The organism is Salipaludibacillus sp. HK11 (assembly GCF_047795645.1).
GTDB lineage: Bacteria > Bacillota > Bacilli > Bacillales > Salisediminibacteriaceae > Salipaludibacillus.
The window spans coordinates 907,266-927,353 of the sequence record NZ_CP181045.1; the positions used below are offsets into that span (position 1 = coordinate 907,266).

General features: G+C 36.4%; 19 protein-coding genes and 1 pseudogene. 15 read left to right on the forward strand and 5 right to left on the reverse strand.

What is annotated here, in order from left to right; genetic code table 11:
- Positions 1 to 252 precede the first annotated feature (252 nt).
- Positions 253 to 1,641, forward strand: a complete 1,389-nt coding sequence (gene ltrA / locus ACM26V_RS04775) for a group II intron reverse transcriptase/maturase (protein ID WP_416150300.1) — start codon at positions 253 to 255, stop codon at positions 1,639 to 1,641.
- Here ltrA and ACM26V_RS04780 read toward each other — a convergent pair.
- Positions 1,630 to 3,174 (reverse strand): IS1182 family transposase, encoded by a 1,545-nt coding sequence (locus ACM26V_RS04780; protein WP_416150301.1) that lies wholly within the window; start codon positions 3,172 to 3,174, stop codon positions 1,630 to 1,632. The two genes, ltrA and ACM26V_RS04780, sit on opposite strands and share 12 nt — an antisense overlap.
- 274 nt (positions 3,175 to 3,448) lie before the next feature.
- Between ACM26V_RS04780 and ACM26V_RS04785 the strand changes: the two genes are divergently transcribed.
- Positions 3,449 to 4,405: an NAD-dependent epimerase/dehydratase family protein gene (locus ACM26V_RS04785; protein WP_416150302.1), complete on the forward strand. Its 957-nt coding sequence runs from the start codon at positions 3,449 to 3,451 to the stop codon at positions 4,403 to 4,405.
- A gap of 89 nt (positions 4,406 to 4,494) precedes the next feature.
- Here the strand turns inward: ACM26V_RS04785 and ACM26V_RS04790 are convergent, their stop codons facing one another.
- On the reverse strand, positions 4,495 to 5,091 hold the full coding sequence (locus ACM26V_RS04790; RefSeq protein WP_416150303.1) for a PH domain-containing protein: 597 nt from the start codon (positions 5,089 to 5,091) through the stop codon (positions 4,495 to 4,497).
- A 332-nt stretch (positions 5,092 to 5,423) separates the two neighbouring features.
- Here ACM26V_RS04790 and ACM26V_RS04795 point away from each other — a divergent pair, with 332 nt between their 5' ends.
- The 3 genes from ACM26V_RS04795 to ACM26V_RS04805 all read left to right on the forward strand — a co-directional run bounded on the left by ACM26V_RS04795 (position 5,424) and on the right by ACM26V_RS04805 (position 7,932).
- Positions 5,424 to 6,023, forward strand: coding sequence for a copper resistance CopC family protein (locus ACM26V_RS04795; protein WP_416150304.1), 600 nt, complete (start codon positions 5,424 to 5,426; stop codon positions 6,021 to 6,023).
- Positions 6,020 to 7,108 (forward strand): copper resistance D family protein, encoded by a 1,089-nt coding sequence (locus ACM26V_RS04800; RefSeq protein ID WP_416150305.1) that lies wholly within the window; start codon positions 6,020 to 6,022, stop codon positions 7,106 to 7,108. The genes ACM26V_RS04795 and ACM26V_RS04800 overlap by 4 nt, the downstream gene beginning before the upstream one ends.
- A 302-nt stretch (positions 7,109 to 7,410) precedes the next feature.
- The gene (locus ACM26V_RS04805; protein WP_416151788.1) at positions 7,411 to 7,932 is read left to right on the forward strand and encodes a biotin transporter BioY; all 522 of its coding nucleotides are present in this window, start codon (positions 7,411 to 7,413) and stop codon (positions 7,930 to 7,932) included.
- Positions 7,933 to 8,053: 121 nt separating this feature from the next.
- Here the strand turns inward: ACM26V_RS04805 and ACM26V_RS04810 are convergent, their stop codons facing one another.
- Complete coding sequence (locus ACM26V_RS04810; protein WP_416150306.1) at positions 8,054 to 9,475, reverse strand: vWA domain-containing protein; 1,422 nt, start codon at positions 9,473 to 9,475, stop codon at positions 8,054 to 8,056.
- Between the two features lie 249 nt (positions 9,476 to 9,724).
- Here ACM26V_RS04810 and ACM26V_RS04815 point away from each other — a divergent pair, with 249 nt between their 5' ends.
- Both ACM26V_RS04815 and ACM26V_RS04820 read left to right on the forward strand, forming a co-directional pair.
- A complete protein-coding gene (locus tag ACM26V_RS04815; RefSeq protein ID WP_416150307.1) occupies positions 9,725 to 10,597 on the forward strand; it encodes an SDR family oxidoreductase in 873 nt (290 codons plus the stop codon).
- Positions 10,584 to 10,919 (forward strand): hypothetical protein, encoded by a 336-nt coding sequence (locus tag ACM26V_RS04820; RefSeq protein WP_416150308.1) that lies wholly within the window; start codon positions 10,584 to 10,586, stop codon positions 10,917 to 10,919. Before ACM26V_RS04815 ends, ACM26V_RS04820 begins: the two co-directional genes overlap by 14 nt.
- A gap of 54 nt (positions 10,920 to 10,973) precedes the next feature.
- Here ACM26V_RS04820 and ACM26V_RS04825 read toward each other — a convergent pair whose 3' ends face one another.
- Both ACM26V_RS04825 and ACM26V_RS04830 read right to left on the reverse strand, forming a co-directional pair.
- The gene (locus ACM26V_RS04825) at positions 10,974 to 12,185 is read right to left on the reverse strand and encodes a DUF4085 family protein (protein ID WP_416150309.1); all 1,212 of its coding nucleotides are present in this window, start codon (positions 12,183 to 12,185) and stop codon (positions 10,974 to 10,976) included.
- A 97-nt stretch (positions 12,186 to 12,282) separates the two neighbouring features.
- Positions 12,283 to 13,236 carry an arsenic resistance protein gene (locus ACM26V_RS04830; protein WP_416150310.1) on the reverse strand — a complete coding sequence of 318 codons (954 nt, stop codon included), beginning with the start codon at positions 13,234 to 13,236 and terminating at the stop codon, positions 12,283 to 12,285.
- A 254-nt stretch (positions 13,237 to 13,490) separates the two neighbouring features.
- Between ACM26V_RS04830 and ACM26V_RS04835 the strand changes: the two genes are divergently transcribed.
- The 8 genes and pseudogenes from ACM26V_RS04835 (at position 13,491) to ACM26V_RS04870 (ending at position 19,882) form a co-directional block, all read left to right on the forward strand.
- On the forward strand, positions 13,491 to 13,748 hold the full coding sequence (locus ACM26V_RS04835) for a hypothetical protein (RefSeq protein WP_416150311.1): 258 nt from the start codon (positions 13,491 to 13,493) through the stop codon (positions 13,746 to 13,748).
- Positions 13,749 to 14,047: 299 nt separating this feature from the next.
- Positions 14,048 to 14,371, forward strand: coding sequence for a hypothetical protein (locus ACM26V_RS04840; protein ID WP_416150312.1), 324 nt, complete (start codon positions 14,048 to 14,050; stop codon positions 14,369 to 14,371).
- 267 nt (positions 14,372 to 14,638) lie between these two features.
- Positions 14,639 to 14,932 (forward strand): annotated as a pseudogene (locus ACM26V_RS04845) (antibiotic biosynthesis monooxygenase family protein).
- Positions 14,933 to 15,034: 102 nt separating this feature from the next.
- Positions 15,035 to 15,766, forward strand: a complete 732-nt coding sequence (locus ACM26V_RS04850; protein WP_416150313.1) for a DUF5694 domain-containing protein — start codon at positions 15,035 to 15,037, stop codon at positions 15,764 to 15,766.
- A gap of 164 nt (positions 15,767 to 15,930) precedes the next feature.
- Positions 15,931 to 16,491 (forward strand): putative glycolipid-binding domain-containing protein, encoded by a 561-nt coding sequence (locus tag ACM26V_RS04855; protein WP_416150314.1) that lies wholly within the window; start codon positions 15,931 to 15,933, stop codon positions 16,489 to 16,491.
- 314 nt (positions 16,492 to 16,805) lie between these two features.
- A complete protein-coding gene (locus ACM26V_RS04860) occupies positions 16,806 to 17,237 on the forward strand; it encodes a GNAT family N-acetyltransferase (RefSeq protein ID WP_416150315.1) in 432 nt (143 codons plus the stop codon).
- 84 nt (positions 17,238 to 17,321) lie between these two features.
- A complete protein-coding gene (locus ACM26V_RS04865; RefSeq protein WP_416150316.1) occupies positions 17,322 to 17,783 on the forward strand; it encodes a DinB family protein in 462 nt (153 codons plus the stop codon).
- A 518-nt stretch (positions 17,784 to 18,301) separates the two neighbouring features.
- On the forward strand, positions 18,302 to 19,882 hold the full coding sequence (locus ACM26V_RS04870) for a Vga family ABC-F type ribosomal protection protein (RefSeq protein WP_416150317.1): 1,581 nt from the start codon (positions 18,302 to 18,304) through the stop codon (positions 19,880 to 19,882).
- Positions 19,883 to 20,088 lie beyond the last annotated feature (206 nt).

Genomic DNA, 20,088 nt, shown 5'->3' on the forward strand with positions numbered 1-20,088 from the left:
CTTAACAAAATGAAGTCCTATACTACCCGAATCTCTTACAGTAAATCCAGCACCTATATGGGAGGAAAGTGGTTAGACTTACCCGGGGAGGCCTTACAAGGGTTCCCGACAAGAGGGAAGGAATTTCCCACAGGAACAATTGTGTCAGTGATGGCATGATGAATTGTAAGGAGTCAGCCGAAGCCATAGTAGTCCGAAAAGAGGATGAAGGGCTGAACAATAGTAATCTTGGAAGCCGTGGAGGTGAGGGAAATGCAAAAACCACAGACAACATCAAAAGATGGCTATCTACAAGAGAATAGGATGGAATCCGAAGGTACAGTAGAAGTGTGTAGTATTTCTCATGGTGAAACGGAAAGAAGAGATGGTGTGAGTCGTCTGATCAATAATGTAGCCAGTCGCTCTAACTTGAGTCAAGCTTATAAAAAAGTGAAGGCGAACAAGGGAGCTCCTGGGGTTGATGGAATGACTGTGAATGAATTGTTTGCTTATATCGTTCGAAACAAAGAAGAACTTATAGAACAGATAAAAACAGGTTCATATGAACCACAACCCGTTAGACGTGTGGAAATACCAAAACCGGATGGGTCAAAAAGAAAGCTTGGTGTACCAACGGTACGTGATCGACTTGTTCAACAAGCGATTCTTCAAGTTATCGAGAAGAAAATAGATCCGACGTTTTCGGATAGTAGTTTTGGTTTTAGACCTAATCGTAGTGCTCACGACGCAATGAATTGCGCGAGAGAATACTATAAACAAGGATATCGAACAGTAGTAGATATCGATATGAAACAATATTTTGATACGGTTAATCATGACAAACTCATGTTTCATTTGGAAGAGCACATTAAGGACAAAACAATCCTTACACTCATACGAAAATTCCTAAGCAGTGGTGTATCTATTAATGGAACAATTATCCCTACTAATATCGGTGTACCTCAGGGTGGAAACATTTCACCGATATTGAGCAATCTTTATCTTGATCAATTCGATAAAGAATTAGGGAAACGTGGACACAAATTCGTTCGGTATGCGGATGACTGTAATATCTACGTAAAAAGTAGAAAAGCAGGAGAGCGTGTCATGAAAAGCGCTACGACATTCCTTGAGGATAGACTAAAACTCACCGTTAATCGTGAAAAGAGTGAAATAGGAAGCCCCACGAAACGAAAGTTTCTAGGTTTTTGTCTACACACTACAAGACAAGGTGTAGGATTTCGCCCTCATCAAAAGTCTAAAAGAAACTTTGAGAAAAAGCTTAGGCAGCTCACCAAACGAAAGCGCCCAGGTAATATACGCCAGATTATCAAAGAAATTAATGAGGTAACAACTGGATGGATTAATTACTACGGGATTAGTTATATGAGAGGCTATATCAAGAGTATTGATCAATGGATCAGACGACGGATTAGACAAATCATATGGAAACGCTGGAAAAAAGTGAAGACGAAATATAAAAGTCTTATGAAACTCAAAGTACCAAAACAAAAGGCTTGGGAATGGGCAAACACACGAAAGGGTTACTGGAATATCTCGTGTAGCTTTATTCTACACCGAACCATTACAAACAAAATTCTCGAAGGAATTGGTTTAAAGAACTTAAACCATACCTTCGAGAAAACACACTCAAGCTATTGAACCGCCGTATACGGATCCGTACGTCAGTCTGTCTAACAATTGGTTATTTAAGCAATCTTTAAAGCGGGATTTATACAATTTTACTCGAATAAACCTTGTGCATAGAAATTTTCTGCGAGCTCGGTCTCTAAAGTGACGTATGAGCTTCTTCACTCCCTTTATTTTAATTATTCTCTTAAAATTATAGGCAAGACAAATTAAATTGGTCTCAGTGCTTACTGATTCCAACCCTCGTGTTAAAAAGTATGTATAGCCCCAGTGACGTTTCATCGTCCCAAAAGGATGCTCAACTATCGCACCTCTTTGCTTATAAATATCACTTTGACTACGCGTATTTTCCGTAATCTGTTCGATTACTTCCTCGTCTTTTAATCTAGTTATTGATCTTCCTCCTTTGGCAGAGGTGCAGGATTCTTTTTGTCCGCATGTATCGAAGTTTGTGCAAGTGTAACGCCTATACTCTTTCCCTTTCTGCTTGCCATTCCATTTAAAAGGTAACTCATAACCCAACGGACAAATATATCTATCGTTTATAGTATCATATGAAAAATTCGTTCTATCAAACCCGCTGGCTAGTTTGTTTTGTTTTCCCTTTTGCGACTTAATTAAGAGTTCGGTGCTCTCATCGACAACATCAATAATCTCAAGGTAGTTATAATAGCCTGTATCGGCCAGAACCGTAGTTTTTTGATCGTGAAAGATTTTCTTTGTTTCCTTCACCATATTGGACAATTGCCCTTGATCGTTGACATCATTGACAGTATCGCAGTCCACAATTAATTTATACTTGCTGTCCACGGTAGTTTGAACATTGAAACAAACTTCATGCTTCCCGTTATTTTTCATGGATTTGGCGTCTGGATCAGTAACACAAAGTTGTTTTTCACCTGTTTCCTTGAGTTCTTGTTTAAATACCTGCAGCTCGTGAATTCTTTCTTGATAGGACTCTAACCTTTCGGTGATTTCTTGCTTTTTTTGAAGATTGTCCTCTGTTAAAAAATCATGCAAATATGAATCGATTTTTTCATCGATATGCTCTAGCTTTTTACTGATAATATTCGCATTAAAGTGTTGTTTTTTAGAGCTGTTCGCCTTTAATTTTGTTCCGTCAATTGCGACCAGTTGACCATCGATTAACCCAAAACCTTTTAACATCAAGGTGAACTCTTTAAACAGATTTTTTATTGCAGTTTTGCTGTTCTTCATGAAAGCAGATAAAGTACCGTGGTCCGGCTGGAGCTTATTGATTAGCCACATTAGTTCAATGTTTCTTTTCGTTTCGGTTTCCATCTTGCGAGAGGAACGAATGCCATTCATATAACAGTAAAGATAGAGCTTGAGTAAGTCTTCTCGACGATAAGGCTTTTGCCCAGCTTTGATGCCCGAATATACTTGAAATCCCAATTCTTCTAAGTTCAAACTATCGATGTAAGCATCGATAACTCGGACAGGGTTTTCTTCATTTACAAAGTCGTCCAACGTATTTGGCAGTAAATAAATTTGATGTCTATCTTCACCTACGATATAAGGCATACTCACTCATCTCCTTTGATATAGAGGTTCGACAAAAGGCATCTATTTTCATGCAAAAAAACAAAATTTATTAATAATTGTTAGACAGACTGACGTACGGTGGTGTGAGAGGTCGGGGGTTAATACCTCCTCCTACTCGATTTTAAATTTAATAAAGAACAAATTAATTAAAGTAAACCAATTATGCAAATATAACCCAATTATTGCTGTTACTAGGTTATAATGAACATACTAGTTACTTAGAGTGGTAATAAAATCGAGGAGGAGAACCAATTTGCAAAAAAAACGTGTGGTTTTAGGTGCAGGTCCGCTTGGTCTAGCCGTGATGGAAGAATTGCTGAAGCAGGGGAAATCAGTGAAGGTGATCAGTAAAAGTGGGAAGGCTTCCGTACCAAATGGGGTTGAGTGTATGAAATGTGATGTAAAGGATCTTGATCAACTACGAAACTCTCTACATAATGCATCAATTATCTACCACTGTATAGGACTCCCATATCAGGATTGGCAAACTCAGTTTCCTGAAATAATGGACAATATTATTCAAGTTGCTTCGGAAAATGGGGCTAAAATTGTATATGGAGACAATCTTTACGGCTATGGTCCACAAAAAGTGCCTTTGCACGAAGAAATGGCTTACAAGCCCGTTGGTAAGAAGACAAAAGTTAGGGCTGAAGTTGCAACAACGCTTATGGAAGCGGCAAAGAATGGAAAAGTTCAAGCTACAATTGGTCGAGGTTCTGATTTTTTTGGGCCAAGAGTTAAAAATGCGATATTAGGCGAACGAGTTTTCACTCACCTTCTCGATGAAAAACCGGTTGAATTGATTGGTAACCCCGATACGATCCACTCTCATATTTATATTAAAGATTTTGCTAGAGGTTTGGTCATTCTCGATGATCAAAAGAGTGCCAACGGTGAAATATGGCATATCCCTCACGCTAAACCTACATCCACAAGAGACTTAGTGGAACAAGTATCACACAAACTAAACAAAAAGCTGAAATATCGTATAGCTAACAAATTTATCATTACAATCGGAGGGTTATTTAACTCAGATATGAAGGAATTTAAGGAGTTAATGTATCAACAAGTCAATGACTTTACCGTAGATTCTAGTAAGTTCACCAACAAATATGAGTTTCATGTAACGCCCTATGAGGAAGCCATTGATGAAACGGTTGCATGGTACTTGAAGGAACAAGAAAGAAAGGGTGAGGCGGTAATTTCGTGAATTATTTTTAAAAATATAGATTCCTAAATACTTTTCAAATTTTTGTGAGTACCAATTATATTGTTAATTGGCACTCATTTTATATTCATTTATGACCTCGCTACTGTTAAATTCTCAAGGTTGGATTGTAGTTCTTTTATAAAATCATCTTGTTTTTCAGGGGATATTAATATTTTTTCAAACTTTCTATTCAATAATAGGCCGCCTGAAATCGATGTAGAATAAACGATTAGTGCAGGATATTCATCGGAAAAACCGACCATATTTTTAGGACTAATCCAAAAGTGTCTCCCAACTGCGTTAATGGATTTGATTCTTTTTAAGCGTGAGGTTAATGGCTTGAATCCGTTTATCGTAGTATATGGCACACGGAGTTTCTCTGAATTATTGAAACGTATCACTAGTGCATCGTCTTCAAAATGATAGGACATTTCTTTTGACGTATCATGTTTATAATTGTGAGGTAACGGTGGTAAATAAATGAAATAGAGAAATAACCCCATTAAAAACAACTGATAATAAAATCCAAAATGGAATACGGTACCAGGATTTAAGAATCCGTATATGGTAAGGCCAACAATCGCAACGATTGTTAAATAAAATATGATAGTAATTTGAATGTGGTATTTTCGGAGTTTACCTCTCAGGCGATCACTCGTTACTGGGTAATAATTTTTATTATCCATCAACTTCCCCCAATCTGTTTAATCCTAAGAAATTTCTTATGAAAATTATACAACAATTTAACATATTTTTCGAATATACATGTAATTATTAAGGAGATTTTGCATCCTCTTATTTATCCGCAATGTTGACGTTTAAGACAGGCGTGATGTCTACAACAATAGATACAATAGTTGTAACGTGATAGAATATTAGATATCATTATTTGTTGTGCTAACCATACATATTGGCTTTATCTAGGTTTTCTGACTACTATTTAATGACCGTTATGAAAGATTAAGGTTGCGTAAGTATTTAGAATAAAATTTAATACTATCGATGGAGGGTAAGAATTATGTTTAAACGAATCATATTTATTACTGTCATTTTACTATTGGTGTTTCCGGCTGTAGCGGGAGCTCATACCCATTTAGATACTTCAGAACCTGAGGAAGGTTCCGTGCTGAATGATGAAACGTTAGATATTACGTTAACGTTTGATTCCTTGGTTCAAGAACCAACAGCGATTATTTTGACTCATGAAGATGGGGAGGAACTTTCACCTGCCGAGATTACTCATGAACCAGCTGATACAGTAATCATTTCACTTCCTGATAACATGGAGGACGGCGATTATACATTGTTCTATAGTATTATTGGAGAAGACGGGCACGTAATGGAAGAAGAGCTCAGCTATTCCTATGAAGTCACTGAAGATGAAACGATAGAAGAAGAGGAGAGCACAGAAGAAAATGAAATAGAAGAAAACGAAGAAGTGATAGATTCACCAGAAAACAATAACTCCGATATGATTTCTGAAGAAAATGAGAGCGAAATAGCAGCGGTGTCGGATGACGACTCTGGGAGTAGTACAGCAGTGATGATTGTTATTGCAGCTTTTCTAATAGTAATTGCTATCGTGGCGATAGTTACAATGAGGAAAAAGGGCGTATGATTGTCTCTTTAAGCAACGGTTTGTTATATATTTGTTTCGCCGTTGTAATGGGAGGATGCATCCTTTCTATCGTTCCAGAAAATAAAAAGCCAGCGATAACTCTTACGAATGTGATGATTGGATTTGCGGTAATTTTGATTCCGCTTCTTGCCTTAGTGCCAGTAATAGATCTTGCAATGGTGTTAAATCACTACCGCGAAGAATCGTATCTTTCAAGTGTAGGATATATTATTACCAATCTATCCGTTGGAACATCGTGGCTTGCACTTACATTTTTAGCAATCGTCTTTGTTATTTTATTGAGCGTTTTTAAGAAGAGGACTTATAATCGATTTATATATGTGATTGGTATTGTTCTAACATTCGCAATGATTTTGACCCAAGCAGTTGTTGGGCATGCGTCGAATATGGGAATCGTAGCAGGGGCAACATCTCACGTGTTCCATTATGCAGCAATTTCTTCGTGGGTGGGCGTATTGCTTCTTGTAAGTTGGTTATCAACGAATCAGGAGAATTGGAGAGGATTTCTTCGCTGGTTCACGCCTCTTGCAATAGGATGTGTTGCTACGTTGGCGATGTCTGGATTTCTTATGAGCTATTTTATAACTGATAACATCATCCACTCTTTGGCCCTTCCGTATGGTCAAGGCTTGTTGTGGAAATACTTGTTGTTTTTACCGGTTCTCATTTTTGCTTTGATTAATGGTCTACTAATAAAGCAAAAAATGAAGCAGGATAATTTGTATTCTCCTAGGAATTGGTGGCGTGCAGAAAGTATTATCCTTCTGGTTATTTTTACAGTGACCGCTGTACTGACTGAACAGGAAACACCTCAAAATGTGGAACATACATTAGCCAGAGGAGAGGCATCTATTTTATTTCAAACCTTTGCTTCTGTTCCAGCGAGTGCTGAGCTAACCTATCAAGTAACGGGGATTAGTGTCTTATTTTTGACGCTTGGAGTATTTTTTTTAGGTTTGATTATTTATAGTTTTCGTCAAATGCGATCACCTGCAATCTCATTACTAATGGCTTTCATAGGTGTCCTTAGCCTCTATTTTGGGATTATGAGTGGCTTAGGATAGGATTAAATAATTCCCCAAAAAAATATATTGGATCTGTTAAATTGTGCTGCTCCATAGTGTGATAACTCTTTACCACACTAAGGGGCAGCACCTTTTGGCTTAGTTAAGTATTGTTTGCAATTGAAACACAAGGACTTCTCTATGTTGCTTCAGATTGCAATCCATGTTTTAAATGACACTGTTCAAAATTATAAATCTGTGATATTGTTAACCTTGACAAAAATAAGTTAACAATTAGACAGAGGAGAGGATATACAGTGGTAGAAAATGGAGAAAGATTGAGGGCAATTATTATATGTGGAATGTTTGCAGCAATTACAGCTGTTTTATCGCAAATGGTTATCCCTATACCGGTTGTACCTATAACTGGACAAACGTTAGCTGTTGGTCTTACAGCAACGATTATTGGCAGTAAGTTAGGTACAATGGCAATTTCTTGTTATGTACTTATTGGTGCATTTGGAATGCCAGTGTTTGCACAGGCAAAAGGTGGTATCCAAGTATTGTTTGGACCTACAGGAGGATATATTATCGGTTTTATTTTAACTGTCTATGTCACAGGACTAATTTTAGAAAAAACGTCATTTAATCTAAAGATGGCGATGATTGCGAATACTGTTGGTATGTTTATCACGCTATTATTCGGGACAGTCCAATTAAAATACCTATTAGCTCTTGATTGGTCAGAAGCTATCTTAGCTGGTGCTGTACCATTTCTGGCGGTTGGACTCATCAAAGCGTTCTTGGCTAGTTGGATTGGAATCAAAGTTAGAAAACGACTTGTGGATGCAAACCTTCTTAGAGGGATAAAGACAGCAGCATAATTGGGGAAGCAGAGTGGAGACGGTTTCGCTTGATTTAGCCTGAAACCGTCCCTGTGTATCTCCACTTAATAAAAACCAGGATGCAAAATAGTTTTAAAGCGTCTCACTTGAAGTGACCCATTTAATCTATATGTTGGCTGCTGATTTCATTAATTAAATCTCGCATTCGATCCGCTTCGTTAGAGACCTCGGTACGTTTGTTTTCATAAACTTCTTCAATATGATCGTAAACAAGCTCTTTTCTTTCTTCATGAAGGGATTCAAGTTCCTCTACAAAAGAGTCATCAACTTCGTCTTGCAAACGAAAAGCACGAATGGATTGATAGATTCGAGATTCCTCTTGGTTACGAATTTTTCTAGTTTTTTGAACTAATTTATCGACATCGAGACCTTTGAAAGCAGAGCCAAAATTGATATTTGCCCCTTTAAGCCCGCTCCAGAATCTCCATGAGGTTGTGCTAATTTGATCCGACCATTGCTCAGTTACTTCATCGTTTAATTCTTGTTTCGTATAAACAGATGTATACGTTCCATCCATCACGTCAGCAATTTCTTCAAGCTGCTCATGCTCATCATCTTCCACATCAAAACCAACGATATAAAATTCAATATCAATGCCAGCGTCTTTCATTGCTTCGGCTTCTGCGACAGGATCGCCACCGCATGTTTCAATCCCGTCACTAATTACATAAACATAATTAGTGTCGTTCTCACTAGATTTTTCGAGTAAATCTTCTTTAGCTTTAGCAATAGAGGCAGCTAATGGTGTGTATCCGTTAGCGTCAAATGAATCTAATGCATCTGAAAAAGCATTCCTATCAAAAGGGTATAATCCATACACATTTTCTATTCCAGCACAGGATTCTTCTTTGCCATCTGTTTGGTTTGTTCCTTTATGACCATAGACCTGGAGCAAGACGTTGACTTCAGATGGAAGATTCGCTGTAAAGTCGTTGATAGAATCTTTGGCGAGATCCATTTTTCTTTCTCCATCAACGTCGGCTTCCATACTTCCACTAGCATCGATCAGAATCGCTACATTTACGTCTGACTCCATCTCCTCGTTGATTTCATCCTCTTCTACTTCCTGAAGAAGACGTCCGTCAGGCAAGACAAGGTCATCATAAATGACTTCGTAGTCTTTTATAATATGAATTGCTTCGTTTAAGTCGGCGCCAACTTCATCAATGACAAATGCAAAAGCCTCGTCAGCACTCCATTCATTGAAATCCTCCTCTTCAAGAGCTTCTTTAAATAGATCCATTTCGAAACTTATTTCTTCATCTTCCTGGAGTTGCTGAGTGATCCTTCCAGGCTCTCTCGTAAAAATCGCGTTAACATCCATCTTAACTTTATTAAACTTTTCTGAAACACTTGTTTCATTAGGTTCGTTGATTTCATTCTCGGGATCCAGATTATTATCATTTGTTTGCTGATTCTGATTACCAGTAGTGCCCGTAACCTCAACGTTATTTTCATCTTCAGAGCAACCAGATATTAACAATATCATTGTACCTATGTATAATACACCACGCCATGTCATAATCTTTACCACCTCATTTTGTCATAAATTTGTCACACAGCTATCATTTTAAAGAGACTAACTACACAATTCAATCCAACTATAGTAATATAAAGGAAATAATGGATATGATTTAAAAGGAAAAGAGTGGGCATATTTGTTTTACATAAGAGAACCGCCCACGTTCATCTTACATATTAATATATAACTGCACTTTAGAACGTTCGTTCGTTATAATTAAAATAAACTAGAAAAATAAAGGAATGATCAATGATGAATTTAACACATCAAACAGCCCTTGTCGCAGGAGCAACAAGGGGAGCAGGTCGAGCAATGGCAATCAAACTTGGTGAAGCCGGGGCCACCGTCTATGTTACGGGACGTACAACAAGAGAAAATCTATCGCCTATGCAAAGAAAGGAAACGATTGAAGAAAGTGCGAAGCTTGTTACAAAAGCTGGAGGAATCGGCATCCCTGTAAAAGTCGATCACACAAATGAATCCGAGGTTAAGAGCCTTTTTCAAAGAATCAAAGAAGAACAGAATGGGAAGCTTGATATCCTTGTCAACGATATCTGGGGTGGTGATCCACTGACCGAATGGGGAAAAGATGTGGCTCAGCATGACCTTAAAAAAGGTATGCAAATACTGCAACAGGCCGTTCACGCCCATATCATCACTTCTCATTATGCTGTACCTTTAATGAAAAAAAACAACACAGGTTTAATTGTAGAAATTACCGACGGAACTGACTATACCTATCGCGGAAATTTTTATTATAGCCTCGCGAAAGTATCCAACATTCATATGGCGAAAGCAATGGCAGAAGATCTAAAGGAGTACAATATTACTTCACTAGCTTTAACTCCTGGTTTCCTCCGTTCAGAAGCGATGCTTGAGCACTTCGGTGTAAGAGAAGAAAATTGGAAGGAAGGAGTCAAAGTCGATAAACATTTTATTGCATCTGAAACCCCATTTTATATCGGCGAAGCCCTTAAACATCTGGCATTGGATTCGGACGTAAGTAGGTTTAATGGAAAAACATTAAGCACTTGGGAGCTTTCAGACATTTATGGATTTAAAGATATAGACGGAAGACAACCTCATTGGGGAAATTATTTTAAAACACATGTGGAAAAATAAAATTGTGTTAAAAATTAGTGATAACTTTTTTACTGAGGTTAAGAAAAATATCACGTACAATGACGGAGATGATAAGTTTGAAAAAAATCTACTTTTATTAATCGAGCGTAATAGAGCGCACACCCGTGTTATGAGAATTATATCTACAGTGTATCGATTGTTTATAGTAATTGCATTTTTAGGAATCATACCAATAGGATTTCTTTTTCTTGATAATTTTTGGGTAAGTATAGTTGCAGTTTTAGGAACATTAGTAAGTACAGCTAGTGTTGTTTTAACATTAAAAACAAATTCGAATAAAAAAGTCAATTTTAGCTTTTAAATAACCGGATTTGTGGTGCCTGCTTCCTAGAGGGCAGGCACCTTTTAGTAATACTTACTCTTCGATATCAATGATTGTTCGATACTTCTCTACTACGTCGTTGGTCAAAATATTTTCTTTGTAAAAATGTTCAGCATACATACTTATCATCATTTCGTTTTCTTCCGTCATTTCAATTTTTGATAATACTTGATTAATAATATCCGAGATTTCGTGAGGATTTGGGTATGCATACATTGTGTTCCATGCTCGTACTTGCCATTCAAGATCATCACTCAAGGTTGCTGTTTCGAGGTCATCTATTGGCACAGGTTCGTTTAGATGCGCATAGGGATCTTCGTATACGTCCGTGTAAATAAATGCAATCGGATTGTACTCGCTTAAATCATATGAGAAATGATCATTCCCAAGAGTAACAGTCATTTCTTCTTCTCCAAATTCAATTGATCCATTTTCTAGAATTAAGTTATTTGATAGTGTTTGAACGGAACACTCGACATCTGGTGTGATAAACCAATAGCGATCTTCCGGATGTAACTTTGTCAAGTATTCAGTCAATGATGTGTCTTCAAGCTTTTCTTCATCTCTTAATCTCGAATATTCGGCGGGACGATAAAAATACTGAGCGTCAAGCGTCTTCATCGCAATCGTCCACTGGCTTTCTGGACAATCAAATAAGACACGAAATGCAAATCCATCATCAGTCTTTTGTAACTCATCATAAATAAACCATTGTCCGACCTCGAGTGGTTCATCCGATTCTTCAGAAGTAACGCCAATGAAGCTGAAATGAATAAGTGATTTTGTGTTGAACCCACCATCTGTATTGATGTAAAGGTGGAGTGCATCCTGGTGCCTTTCTATTCTCTCAATCGTTGCATCATGGATACTTTCCGCAAAGACATCTTGGACGGCCGTTGGTAAGAAAGGTAAAGCTTGATTTGTTTGTTTAGCTGCAGCCTCTAAGATGTGTTCGAATTCCTCGTCCGCTTCCTGCATAGATTTTAGATAATCTTCTCGTACTGCTTTAGGTAGTGTTGGTTGATTTAAAGAACCATCTTCTAGAAATGGGACGAAACGACTTGGAAGGACTTGTAACAATTCTGCTTTTACCTCATCAAGTTCCTCTCTTAAAGAAGCTATGAGATCTTCTCCTTCTTCTTTTGCTTCTTTTAAAGCGATCTCCCAATCATCGTCTGACTCATGAATGGGGAGGAGGTTATTTGTTGTAAATCTATCTTTTGCTTTTTTCGTTATATTCCACATAATATCACCTCGCTGTAGTTGGTAAAAATAGTATACTATATTTGTTGGGAATAAGGAGTAATTTAGTTTTGGCCGTAAGATTTATCGAAATATTATTTCAACCATTTTTACCTTTATTCTTAAACAATAAAATTTGCGTGATTATAGCTAGGATAGGCAATTCTAACAATGGACCTATAACTAGTGTTAATGCAATTAATGGTTGGTCTATGAAGGCTGTCATTGCGATAGCTAGTGCGATGGGGGAATTTCTAGCTAAAGTAGTTAGACTTAAAGAAACTTTGTCTGGTGACGGAAACTTCATGAACTGGCCAATCTTTTGACTGACGATGAAATTTACTGCAAAAAATATTAAAATAGGAATCGTAATTTTCCACATTAGATCTAAGTTTTCGAGTAACACTTGACCTTGTGAAGCAAACATAGCAACGACTGCAAAACTTAAAATAATCATAGGTAAGACATTAATTCTGGATAATAGATTTTCTGTAAACTGTTGCTTATTTTTCAACAGATATGTCGTTAAGAATGCTGCGATTAGAGGAATAATTAAAACAATGAAGATACTTTGAATTAGGGTTGCAAGGTTCATAACTCCTGTCGACCCAACAAAAATGAGTAGATAAATCGGTAGCAAGATAACCTGTAATATTAGATTCAAAGGTAAGATAGCAGTTGATAATGCAACATTGCCTTTTGCTATCTTTGTGAAGATTAAATACCAATCTGTGCAAGGCGTAACCATTAGCATAATAAATCCGATATATAACGCAGGGTTGTCAGCCAAAAACAGTAAGGCTAAAAGCCACGCAAAAATAGGTGTCCAGATAAAATTGATAATTACTGATGTATACGTAAACGTTACATTTCTGAAGGCTTTTTTATATTGTTCGATAGGGACTTGTAAGAATGTGATATAAAGCATCGTCACTAACAGCGGTACAATAAAGCTTTCCGCATGAGTTTTTATTAATTCAACCTGTCCAATACCTATGCCAATAAATACTGCAATAATAATGATAAACGAATATAATTTCTCGATTACACGCATGTCACAATCACACCTAACGATTAAAAATCACTGTTATCCAATTATAATATTATCATAGTGATACAGTTTGTGGTTTATATATCTTGGCTGGTAAAAGTATGAAGCAGAGGGGAAACAAACATTTTTTAGTATTTTAAAAAGTGAATTATTTCCTTTTAAACAAAAATCAAAGGTTACGAACGGTATTTTTTGTGTTATTATTTGGTAATAATGTAAATTTAAGAAGGGGTGGTAAGGTGCTGAAATATAGAATTATGATCAACGTCATTTCTACTATTATCGTAATCTTATTTGTTGTCGTAGGCTTTGCAGTTTCAAACATTGCAGAAACAGAAGAAACTAGGTATCAGTTTGGTATATTCTTCCCTTTATCCTTATTAATTATCGGTGGAATATTACAGTTACTGAAAAAAATAAAGTTAATGAAATTAATTGGAGTCTACGTAACTGCATTTTCTGCATTGTACTGTTTTTTCTTTTTCTTCATTCCGATATTATTCTCTTACGTCTAAAAACCATAATGAATTATGATCCGCGCAATGCTGGACACCTTTAAAAAGAATACGATTTTCTTTTGAATGCCGCAGGTCAGTAATGTAAAAGTAAATCATATAATATTCCGAATATTCAAACGTTACCATCACACGAATGGAATAAAAACAGCTTTTACTTTTATTGAAATATTGAATCACAATTCTTTATTAAAATTTAGGTATTACGAAATAGTGGTTTAGTTGTAATAATAGAAAATAAAAAGGTTGGTATAATGAGTATATTGAAGGAAATAGCTTAATTGAAAGGAGTGATAAAAGTGAAATTTAAACTACTTTTTCTTTTAATTATAGGAGCCTCTCTGCTATTAGGGGGATGTGCCCGTTCTACAATGGAAGATACTTCTGATACGCTTCAGCATTTTTTGTTAAGGGGCGTTATTACGGAAGTAAATAATACTGTGAAGGAAATTACTGTAGAAGGTGAAACTGAGAAAGTAAAATTACGAGTTTCCGAAAATAGTGAAATGGTCAATCAAGAAGAGGAAGTCATTCAATTGGGAGATTTGGAAAAGGGGATAGAAGTATCTGTTTCCTGGGGTAGTAAAGAAGAATTGGAAAAGTTGGAAATTTTAGAACAGTGATGTATGAGGTCTGTGAAAGTGCGTACTAAATGTAATGATTAGTAATAGTGGACAAACTGTATTATTGCATTGTTTTTAATTTGTTCATGAGTTCAATGCAGTATATCATTGGCCTACGGGGTTCACCTTTATTAGTTGTACTGGTAAGTAATTTAAAGGTGTTCTGGTAAATAATGTTGAAAGTGTTTCGTGAATAGTAAATTCTAATTTTTCGGCTGAAATAATTTCTTACAACTAAAATGATCACTTTTAAAATGGGCAGATGAAATGATTCTAGAAGTTGTTATGCTGCATGTTAAGCAAGGTATGGAATAGGAATATGAGAAAGCGTTTCGAGAAGCATCAAAAATAATATCATCAATGAGAGGCTACATATCTCACGAATTACAACGATGTATGGAAATTAACGGGAAATATTTATTGTTAGTGAAGTGGGAAAGATTAGAAGACCATACAGTTGGATTTAGAAAATCGGACGAGCACCTAGAATGGAAAAGACAACTACATCATTTCTATGACCCGTTTCCTACAGTTGAACATTTTGAAACTATTCCTCTTTAGTAGAAATGGGAATTGCAGTTGGAATGTATAAGTAAAAAATAGAAACTCTTGATTTTTCCGGGAAGAGATCTTTAATATATTTAAATATCAAAGGGGATTAAAATGAAACCTAAAGTATTAGTCGTTGGAACCTTTCACTTTGGATATTCACCAGATATGATTCAAGCTGATGCAGGTGATATGTTAGCAGAAAGTAGACAGAAAGAAATTTTAGAAGTTGTTGAGAAATTAAATCATTTCGAACCTTCAAAAGTAGCAGTAGAAATAGAAAAGGATAAAGAAGATGCTCTTAACCAAAGGTATGAAGAGTACCTCAATAATTCTTTTGAATTATCATCATCTGAGGTCCACCAACTTGGGTTTAGAATATGTAAATCGCGAAACCATCAGAAGATATATGCAGTCGATTGGATGGGAGATATCGGTAATAGAAGTATCGGAGAAGTTCTCGAATGGGCAGAAACGAATCAAACTGAACTGTATGACTTAATTACGAAGTATTACATTCCTAAATTATCTCCCGAAACAGAAGGTTTATCGATATTAGAAACGCTGAGAAGGATTACCAACCAAAAAGAGAGAATTCAAATCGAACATGAGCTGTATTTACATATAGCTCAAATTGGTGAAGGTATCGATTATGTAGGGATTGATTGGGTTAGATGGTGGTACCAGAGAAATCTAATTATTTACAATAATATTATAAAGATAATCGAAAATAGCAATGAACGAATTTTGCTTGTGATTGGCGGGGCACACGTTCATTTGGTTAGTCAATTTCTAATTGAAAGTGGGAAAGTTGAAGTTAAAAAAATAGAGAACTATTTATTGTAACAAATGATTATCCCGCTAGATCAGAAGAGTAATGCATTTTGAAATATAGTAGCTTTATCTAAAAAAGTTCTTTTCGGTTCAAGAATACTCTGCGAAGGGAACGCAACTTAAAATTACGGGAATTAATAGTTTTAACTTCAAGAAGACTGAAGTGGGGGCATAATGTGAATTTAAAAGCGGTTTGGAAAAATGAAGAGCAGTTTGGCTGTGAGTATCTTGCATTAGAAACCAAAGATGGAAATACCATGACTGCTCAAGGAAGAGTTATTTATATAGAAGCAAATCAGCCTATTGCTCATAATGTAGATTATACCATTGAATTAGATGCAAATTGGATTACAAAGAAATTGAGTATAAAGGTCGATAATTTGTCCAATTTAGAATTAATAGCTGATGGTAAAGGAAACTGGTTTAATACAGATGGAGAGCTGATTCACAGACTGAAAGGTGCCATTGATATAGATATATCATGTACACCCTTTTCTAACTCTTTACCTATAAATCGAATGGATTGGAAAAACAATCAGCGAGAGTATTTTGAGATGGTCTACATTGCAGTGCCTTCTTTAGAAATGAAAAAAGTTACTCAGTCTTATGAGTATGTTAACGGTGAAGGTGAATGGAGATATTTTAACTACCGTTGTTATGACTATGAGACAACGATATGTGTAGACGAAAATGGTCTAGTAGTTAATTATCCAGACGTATTTAGCAGAAAAATTTAGAATGAAGGTGTCATAATTACATTCCTTTAATATCGTTGAAAACGAAGGTGAGGTTTTGAAATATCTTGCAATTGTTGAAGGATAAATCAATTTCTGTACTTAGCGAATAGATCTTTTACAGAAGTAGATTCCTAAATAATGCGCCTAAATCGTAATGGTTTTAGTCGTCTTAAATTTCTAGATCAAATAAATATAAAATAGGTAGCAAATTTAAAGGAATTTTGGTAAATCTTGTTGAAATAATTAATATAATAGCAAGTATACTTTGTAATTCACTTAAACTAAACTTCAGAAATTTTAAAGGGGAAAATTTGATGACGACCACGATTAAACAACTTCACTCAGAAAATGACATATTATTGGCATTTCCAGTTATGAAACAGTTGCGAAAGCACCTTGATGAAACTACGTATCTTGACTTGGTTTTAGAAGCACAAGAAAAAGATATGTACAGAATGTTTGCTATATTTGAAAATAATGAAATAGTTGCAGTTACTGGTTTTAAACCAATGATAACACTCTATTATGGAAGATTTGTGTGGGTCTGTGACTTAGTAACTGATGAAAATAAACGATCAAATGGATATGGTAAACAACTACTCACCTTCGTTCACGAATGGGCAAGAGAGAATAACTATGAAAGTGTTGCTTTATCTTCAGGTTTGCAAAGAATAGATGGACACCGTTTTTATGAAGAGAAGATGGATTATGACAAAGTAAGTTATGTATTTAAAACATCCTTATAACTTAAAGAAAGTTCTTCAATAATAGGAAGAAGCTGATCAAGAATTATTGTAGGCTATTTTTCAGTAGAAGAGGAAGTGTTTTCAATGATTCATTTTTTTGAATATAATTGGCAAGTTAGAGACGAATGGTTTGAATGGTGTAATCAACTTTCAATGGAAGAGTTGATAAAGGAGCGAACTGGAGGAACGGGAAGTATTTTATATACCCTTTTCCACATCATTGATGTTGAATACAGTTGGCTTCGCGGTATTCAAGGCAAAGAAGACTTATTAATTGAATTTGCTGATTACGATTCGCCTGCGAAGATTAAATCTCTTTCTGATTCATGTAGAAAGGAAATAGTCGAATTTCTAAAAAATAATTTAGATGAACTTAAAGGAAATGTTGTGAATGTCGATTGGCATGAATATAGTTATACTGTTGACGAAATTTTACATCATATTATTGCTCATGAGATTCATCATATTGGCCAACTCTCCGTCTGGTCTAGAGAATTAGACCTCAAACCCGTATCAGCTAATTTTATCGGAAGGAAGTTTGAATGAATTAACAATAAGGACTACATATTTGCACGTAATTATGGAAATGGTGAATGTTTCTTAAGCCGAATCCACACAGGAATAAGGATAGAACCTGTGTTCTAACGAATCGTATGGAAAAAATTCCAAAATATCAATTGACTTTTTCTATACGATGAATTATAGTAGCATTAATTAATTACATAGCGAAAGGGTGACCCAACTTAATGAAGAACTAATCCTATTTTTCGAAAATAAACAATGGAAGGTTTTAAAAACAGCAGGAAAGTGATGCTTTCTTTTGCCTGCCTTCGATTGGTATTTTTCAGAATAGGATTGGCTTTTATAGTTGGATCTGAAGAAGTAATCTCATTAAAGTTTCAGTGCCGAGATCTTCATTGAGTCTACAAAACTCTTTGCTAAGGGCTCAACAAAGGTACCTGTGCTTCTTTCAGGACATGCCAATCGATTTATGCCTCCTATTCTAAATTAGAATCCGGGAGGCTTTTTTGCGTCTCCACCACTTAAATATAGGAGATGATACGATGATATTACTAGAAGCACACAACCTCAAACACTCCGTGCAAGACCGTTTGCTACTTGACATCGAACAGCTGCAGATTCATAAAAACCATCGGATTGGACTCGTTGGGCGAAACGGAAGCGGCAAAACAACGCTTCTACAAATACTTGCAAAAAAGATTGCATCTGACGAAGGAACCATTACCGAGCATGCTCAATGTGAGCTCTTACCACAGCTGAAAAGAACTGACACGACTAAAAGCGGTGGGGAAATCACACAGGAATACATTTTACAGATACTCTTAAAAGACCCAGCACTCCTGCTTGCCGACGAACCAACGACCAATCTTGACACCGAACATGTCGAATGGCTCGAGAAGAAGCTCCGTGCTTGGCAGGGAGCCTTCATTCTCGTTTCACATGATCGTGCTTTTCTCGATACGCTTTGCACAGATATTTGGGAGATTGAAGAGGGGAAAGTCACGTTATATAGCGGGAATTACAGTGCTTATGCATCGCAAAAGAAAGCTGAGAACCAGCAACAGCAATCCGAATATGAGAAATATGAGAGGAAGAAAAAGCAACTGGAGGCAGCCTTGAAAGCAAAGGAGAAAAAGGCAGATCGAGCAACGAAAAAACCGGCTAATCTTAGCAGATCAGAGGCAAGCATTACAGGGGCAAAGCCCTATTTTGCCAAAAAACAAAAGAAACTTCAGAAAACAGCGATGGCGATTGAGACGAGACTTGAAAAACTTGAAAAGGTAGAAAAAGTGAAGGAACAGCCACCATTGAAGATGAATCTTCCGAATGCAGAAACATTCAAGAACCGTGTCATTATTAGAGTGGAGGAATCAAAAGCAGAAATAGCTGACCGTCTTCTGTGGAGAGAAACAAGTTTCAATATCCGAGGTGGAGAGAAGCTTGCGATCACAGGTGCAAATGGGAGCGGAAAAACAACACTTGTGAAAAAAATTATTGCAGAAGAGCATGGATTCAAGCTATCTCCTTCCGTGAAAATAGGTTATTTTAGTCAAAACTTATTAATCATCGATTCTGAGAAGACAATATTGGAAAATGTTCAGGAGTCGTCGAAACAAAATGAAACATTCATCCGTACCGTTCTTGCGCGTATGCATTTTTTCAGAGAGGATGTTCATAAGCAGGTGAGCGTTTTAAGCGGTGGGGAGCGTGTGAAGGTTGCTCTGTCAAAGCTGTTCTTAAGTGACATCAATACGCTAATCTTAGATGAACCGACAAACTTTCTTGATCTAAATGCTTTAGAAGCACTCGAATCCTTACTGAAGGAATATGAGGGAAGCGTCATCTTTGTTTCCCATGACCGACGCTTTATCGAGCATGTTGCGACACGTATATTAACGATCAAAGACGAAGAAATCGAACTTTTCGATGGAACGTATGAAGCGTATAAAAAAGCAGAGGATCAGGCTGTCGAAATTGATTCTGAAAAAGATGACCTTTTGATTCTCGAAACAAAAATTGCAGAAGTGCTTGGCCGACTCAGCATTGAACCGTCGGCAAAGCTGGAAGAAGAATTTCAGGAACTGTTAAAGAAGAAAAAAGCCAGCCTGTCACTTCACGAATAATGATGTTTCACAGAATATTTCACGCCTCTCGAAATTTTTCTGGAATGCAGGAAATGTAAAAGAGTATTTTTTTAAGAAATATATAGTATTCGATAATGAGGTCCTTTATTTTGGATTTGGACAGAAAACCATCTGTCTATTCATCATAAAGGATTTTCATGTCCAATTTAATGAATGGATACTATAATAGCTGAGGGATCAAAAGT

Bases quoted from the DNA above. Each gene is read 5' to 3' on its own strand.
- ltrA (WP_416150300.1), top strand. From the start codon at position 253: ATGCAAAAACCACAGACAACATCAAAAGATGGCTATCTACAAGAGAAT.
- ACM26V_RS04780 (WP_416150301.1), bottom strand. From the start codon at position 3,174: ATGCCTTATATCGTAGGTGAAGATAGACATCAAATTTATTTACTGCCA.
- ACM26V_RS04790 (WP_416150303.1), bottom strand. From the start codon at position 5,091: ATGGATAATAAAAATTATTACCCAGTAACGAGTGATCGCCTGAGAGGT.
- ACM26V_RS04795 (WP_416150304.1), top strand. From the start codon at position 5,424: ATGTTTAAACGAATCATATTTATTACTGTCATTTTACTATTGGTGTTT.
- ACM26V_RS04800 (WP_416150305.1), top strand. From the start codon at position 6,020: ATGATTGTCTCTTTAAGCAACGGTTTGTTATATATTTGTTTCGCCGTT.
- ACM26V_RS04805 (WP_416151788.1), top strand. From the start codon at position 7,411: ATGTTTGCAGCAATTACAGCTGTTTTATCGCAAATGGTTATCCCTATA.
- ACM26V_RS04810 (WP_416150306.1), bottom strand. From the start codon at position 9,475: ATGACATGGCGTGGTGTATTATACATAGGTACAATGATATTGTTAATA.
- ACM26V_RS04815 (WP_416150307.1), top strand. From the start codon at position 9,725: ATGATGAATTTAACACATCAAACAGCCCTTGTCGCAGGAGCAACAAGG.
- ACM26V_RS04820 (WP_416150308.1), top strand. From the start codon at position 10,584: ATGTGGAAAAATAAAATTGTGTTAAAAATTAGTGATAACTTTTTTACT.
- ACM26V_RS04825 (WP_416150309.1), bottom strand. From the start codon at position 12,185: ATGTGGAATATAACGAAAAAAGCAAAAGATAGATTTACAACAAATAAC.
- ACM26V_RS04830 (WP_416150310.1), bottom strand. From the start codon at position 13,236: ATGCGTGTAATCGAGAAATTATATTCGTTTATCATTATTATTGCAGTA.
- ACM26V_RS04835 (WP_416150311.1), top strand. From the start codon at position 13,491: ATGATCAACGTCATTTCTACTATTATCGTAATCTTATTTGTTGTCGTA.
- ACM26V_RS04850 (WP_416150313.1), top strand. From the start codon at position 15,035: ATGAAACCTAAAGTATTAGTCGTTGGAACCTTTCACTTTGGATATTCA.
- ACM26V_RS04860 (WP_416150315.1), top strand. From the start codon at position 16,806: ATGACGACCACGATTAAACAACTTCACTCAGAAAATGACATATTATTG.
- ACM26V_RS04865 (WP_416150316.1), top strand. From the start codon at position 17,322: ATGATTCATTTTTTTGAATATAATTGGCAAGTTAGAGACGAATGGTTT.
- ACM26V_RS04870 (WP_416150317.1), top strand. From the start codon at position 18,302: ATGATATTACTAGAAGCACACAACCTCAAACACTCCGTGCAAGACCGT.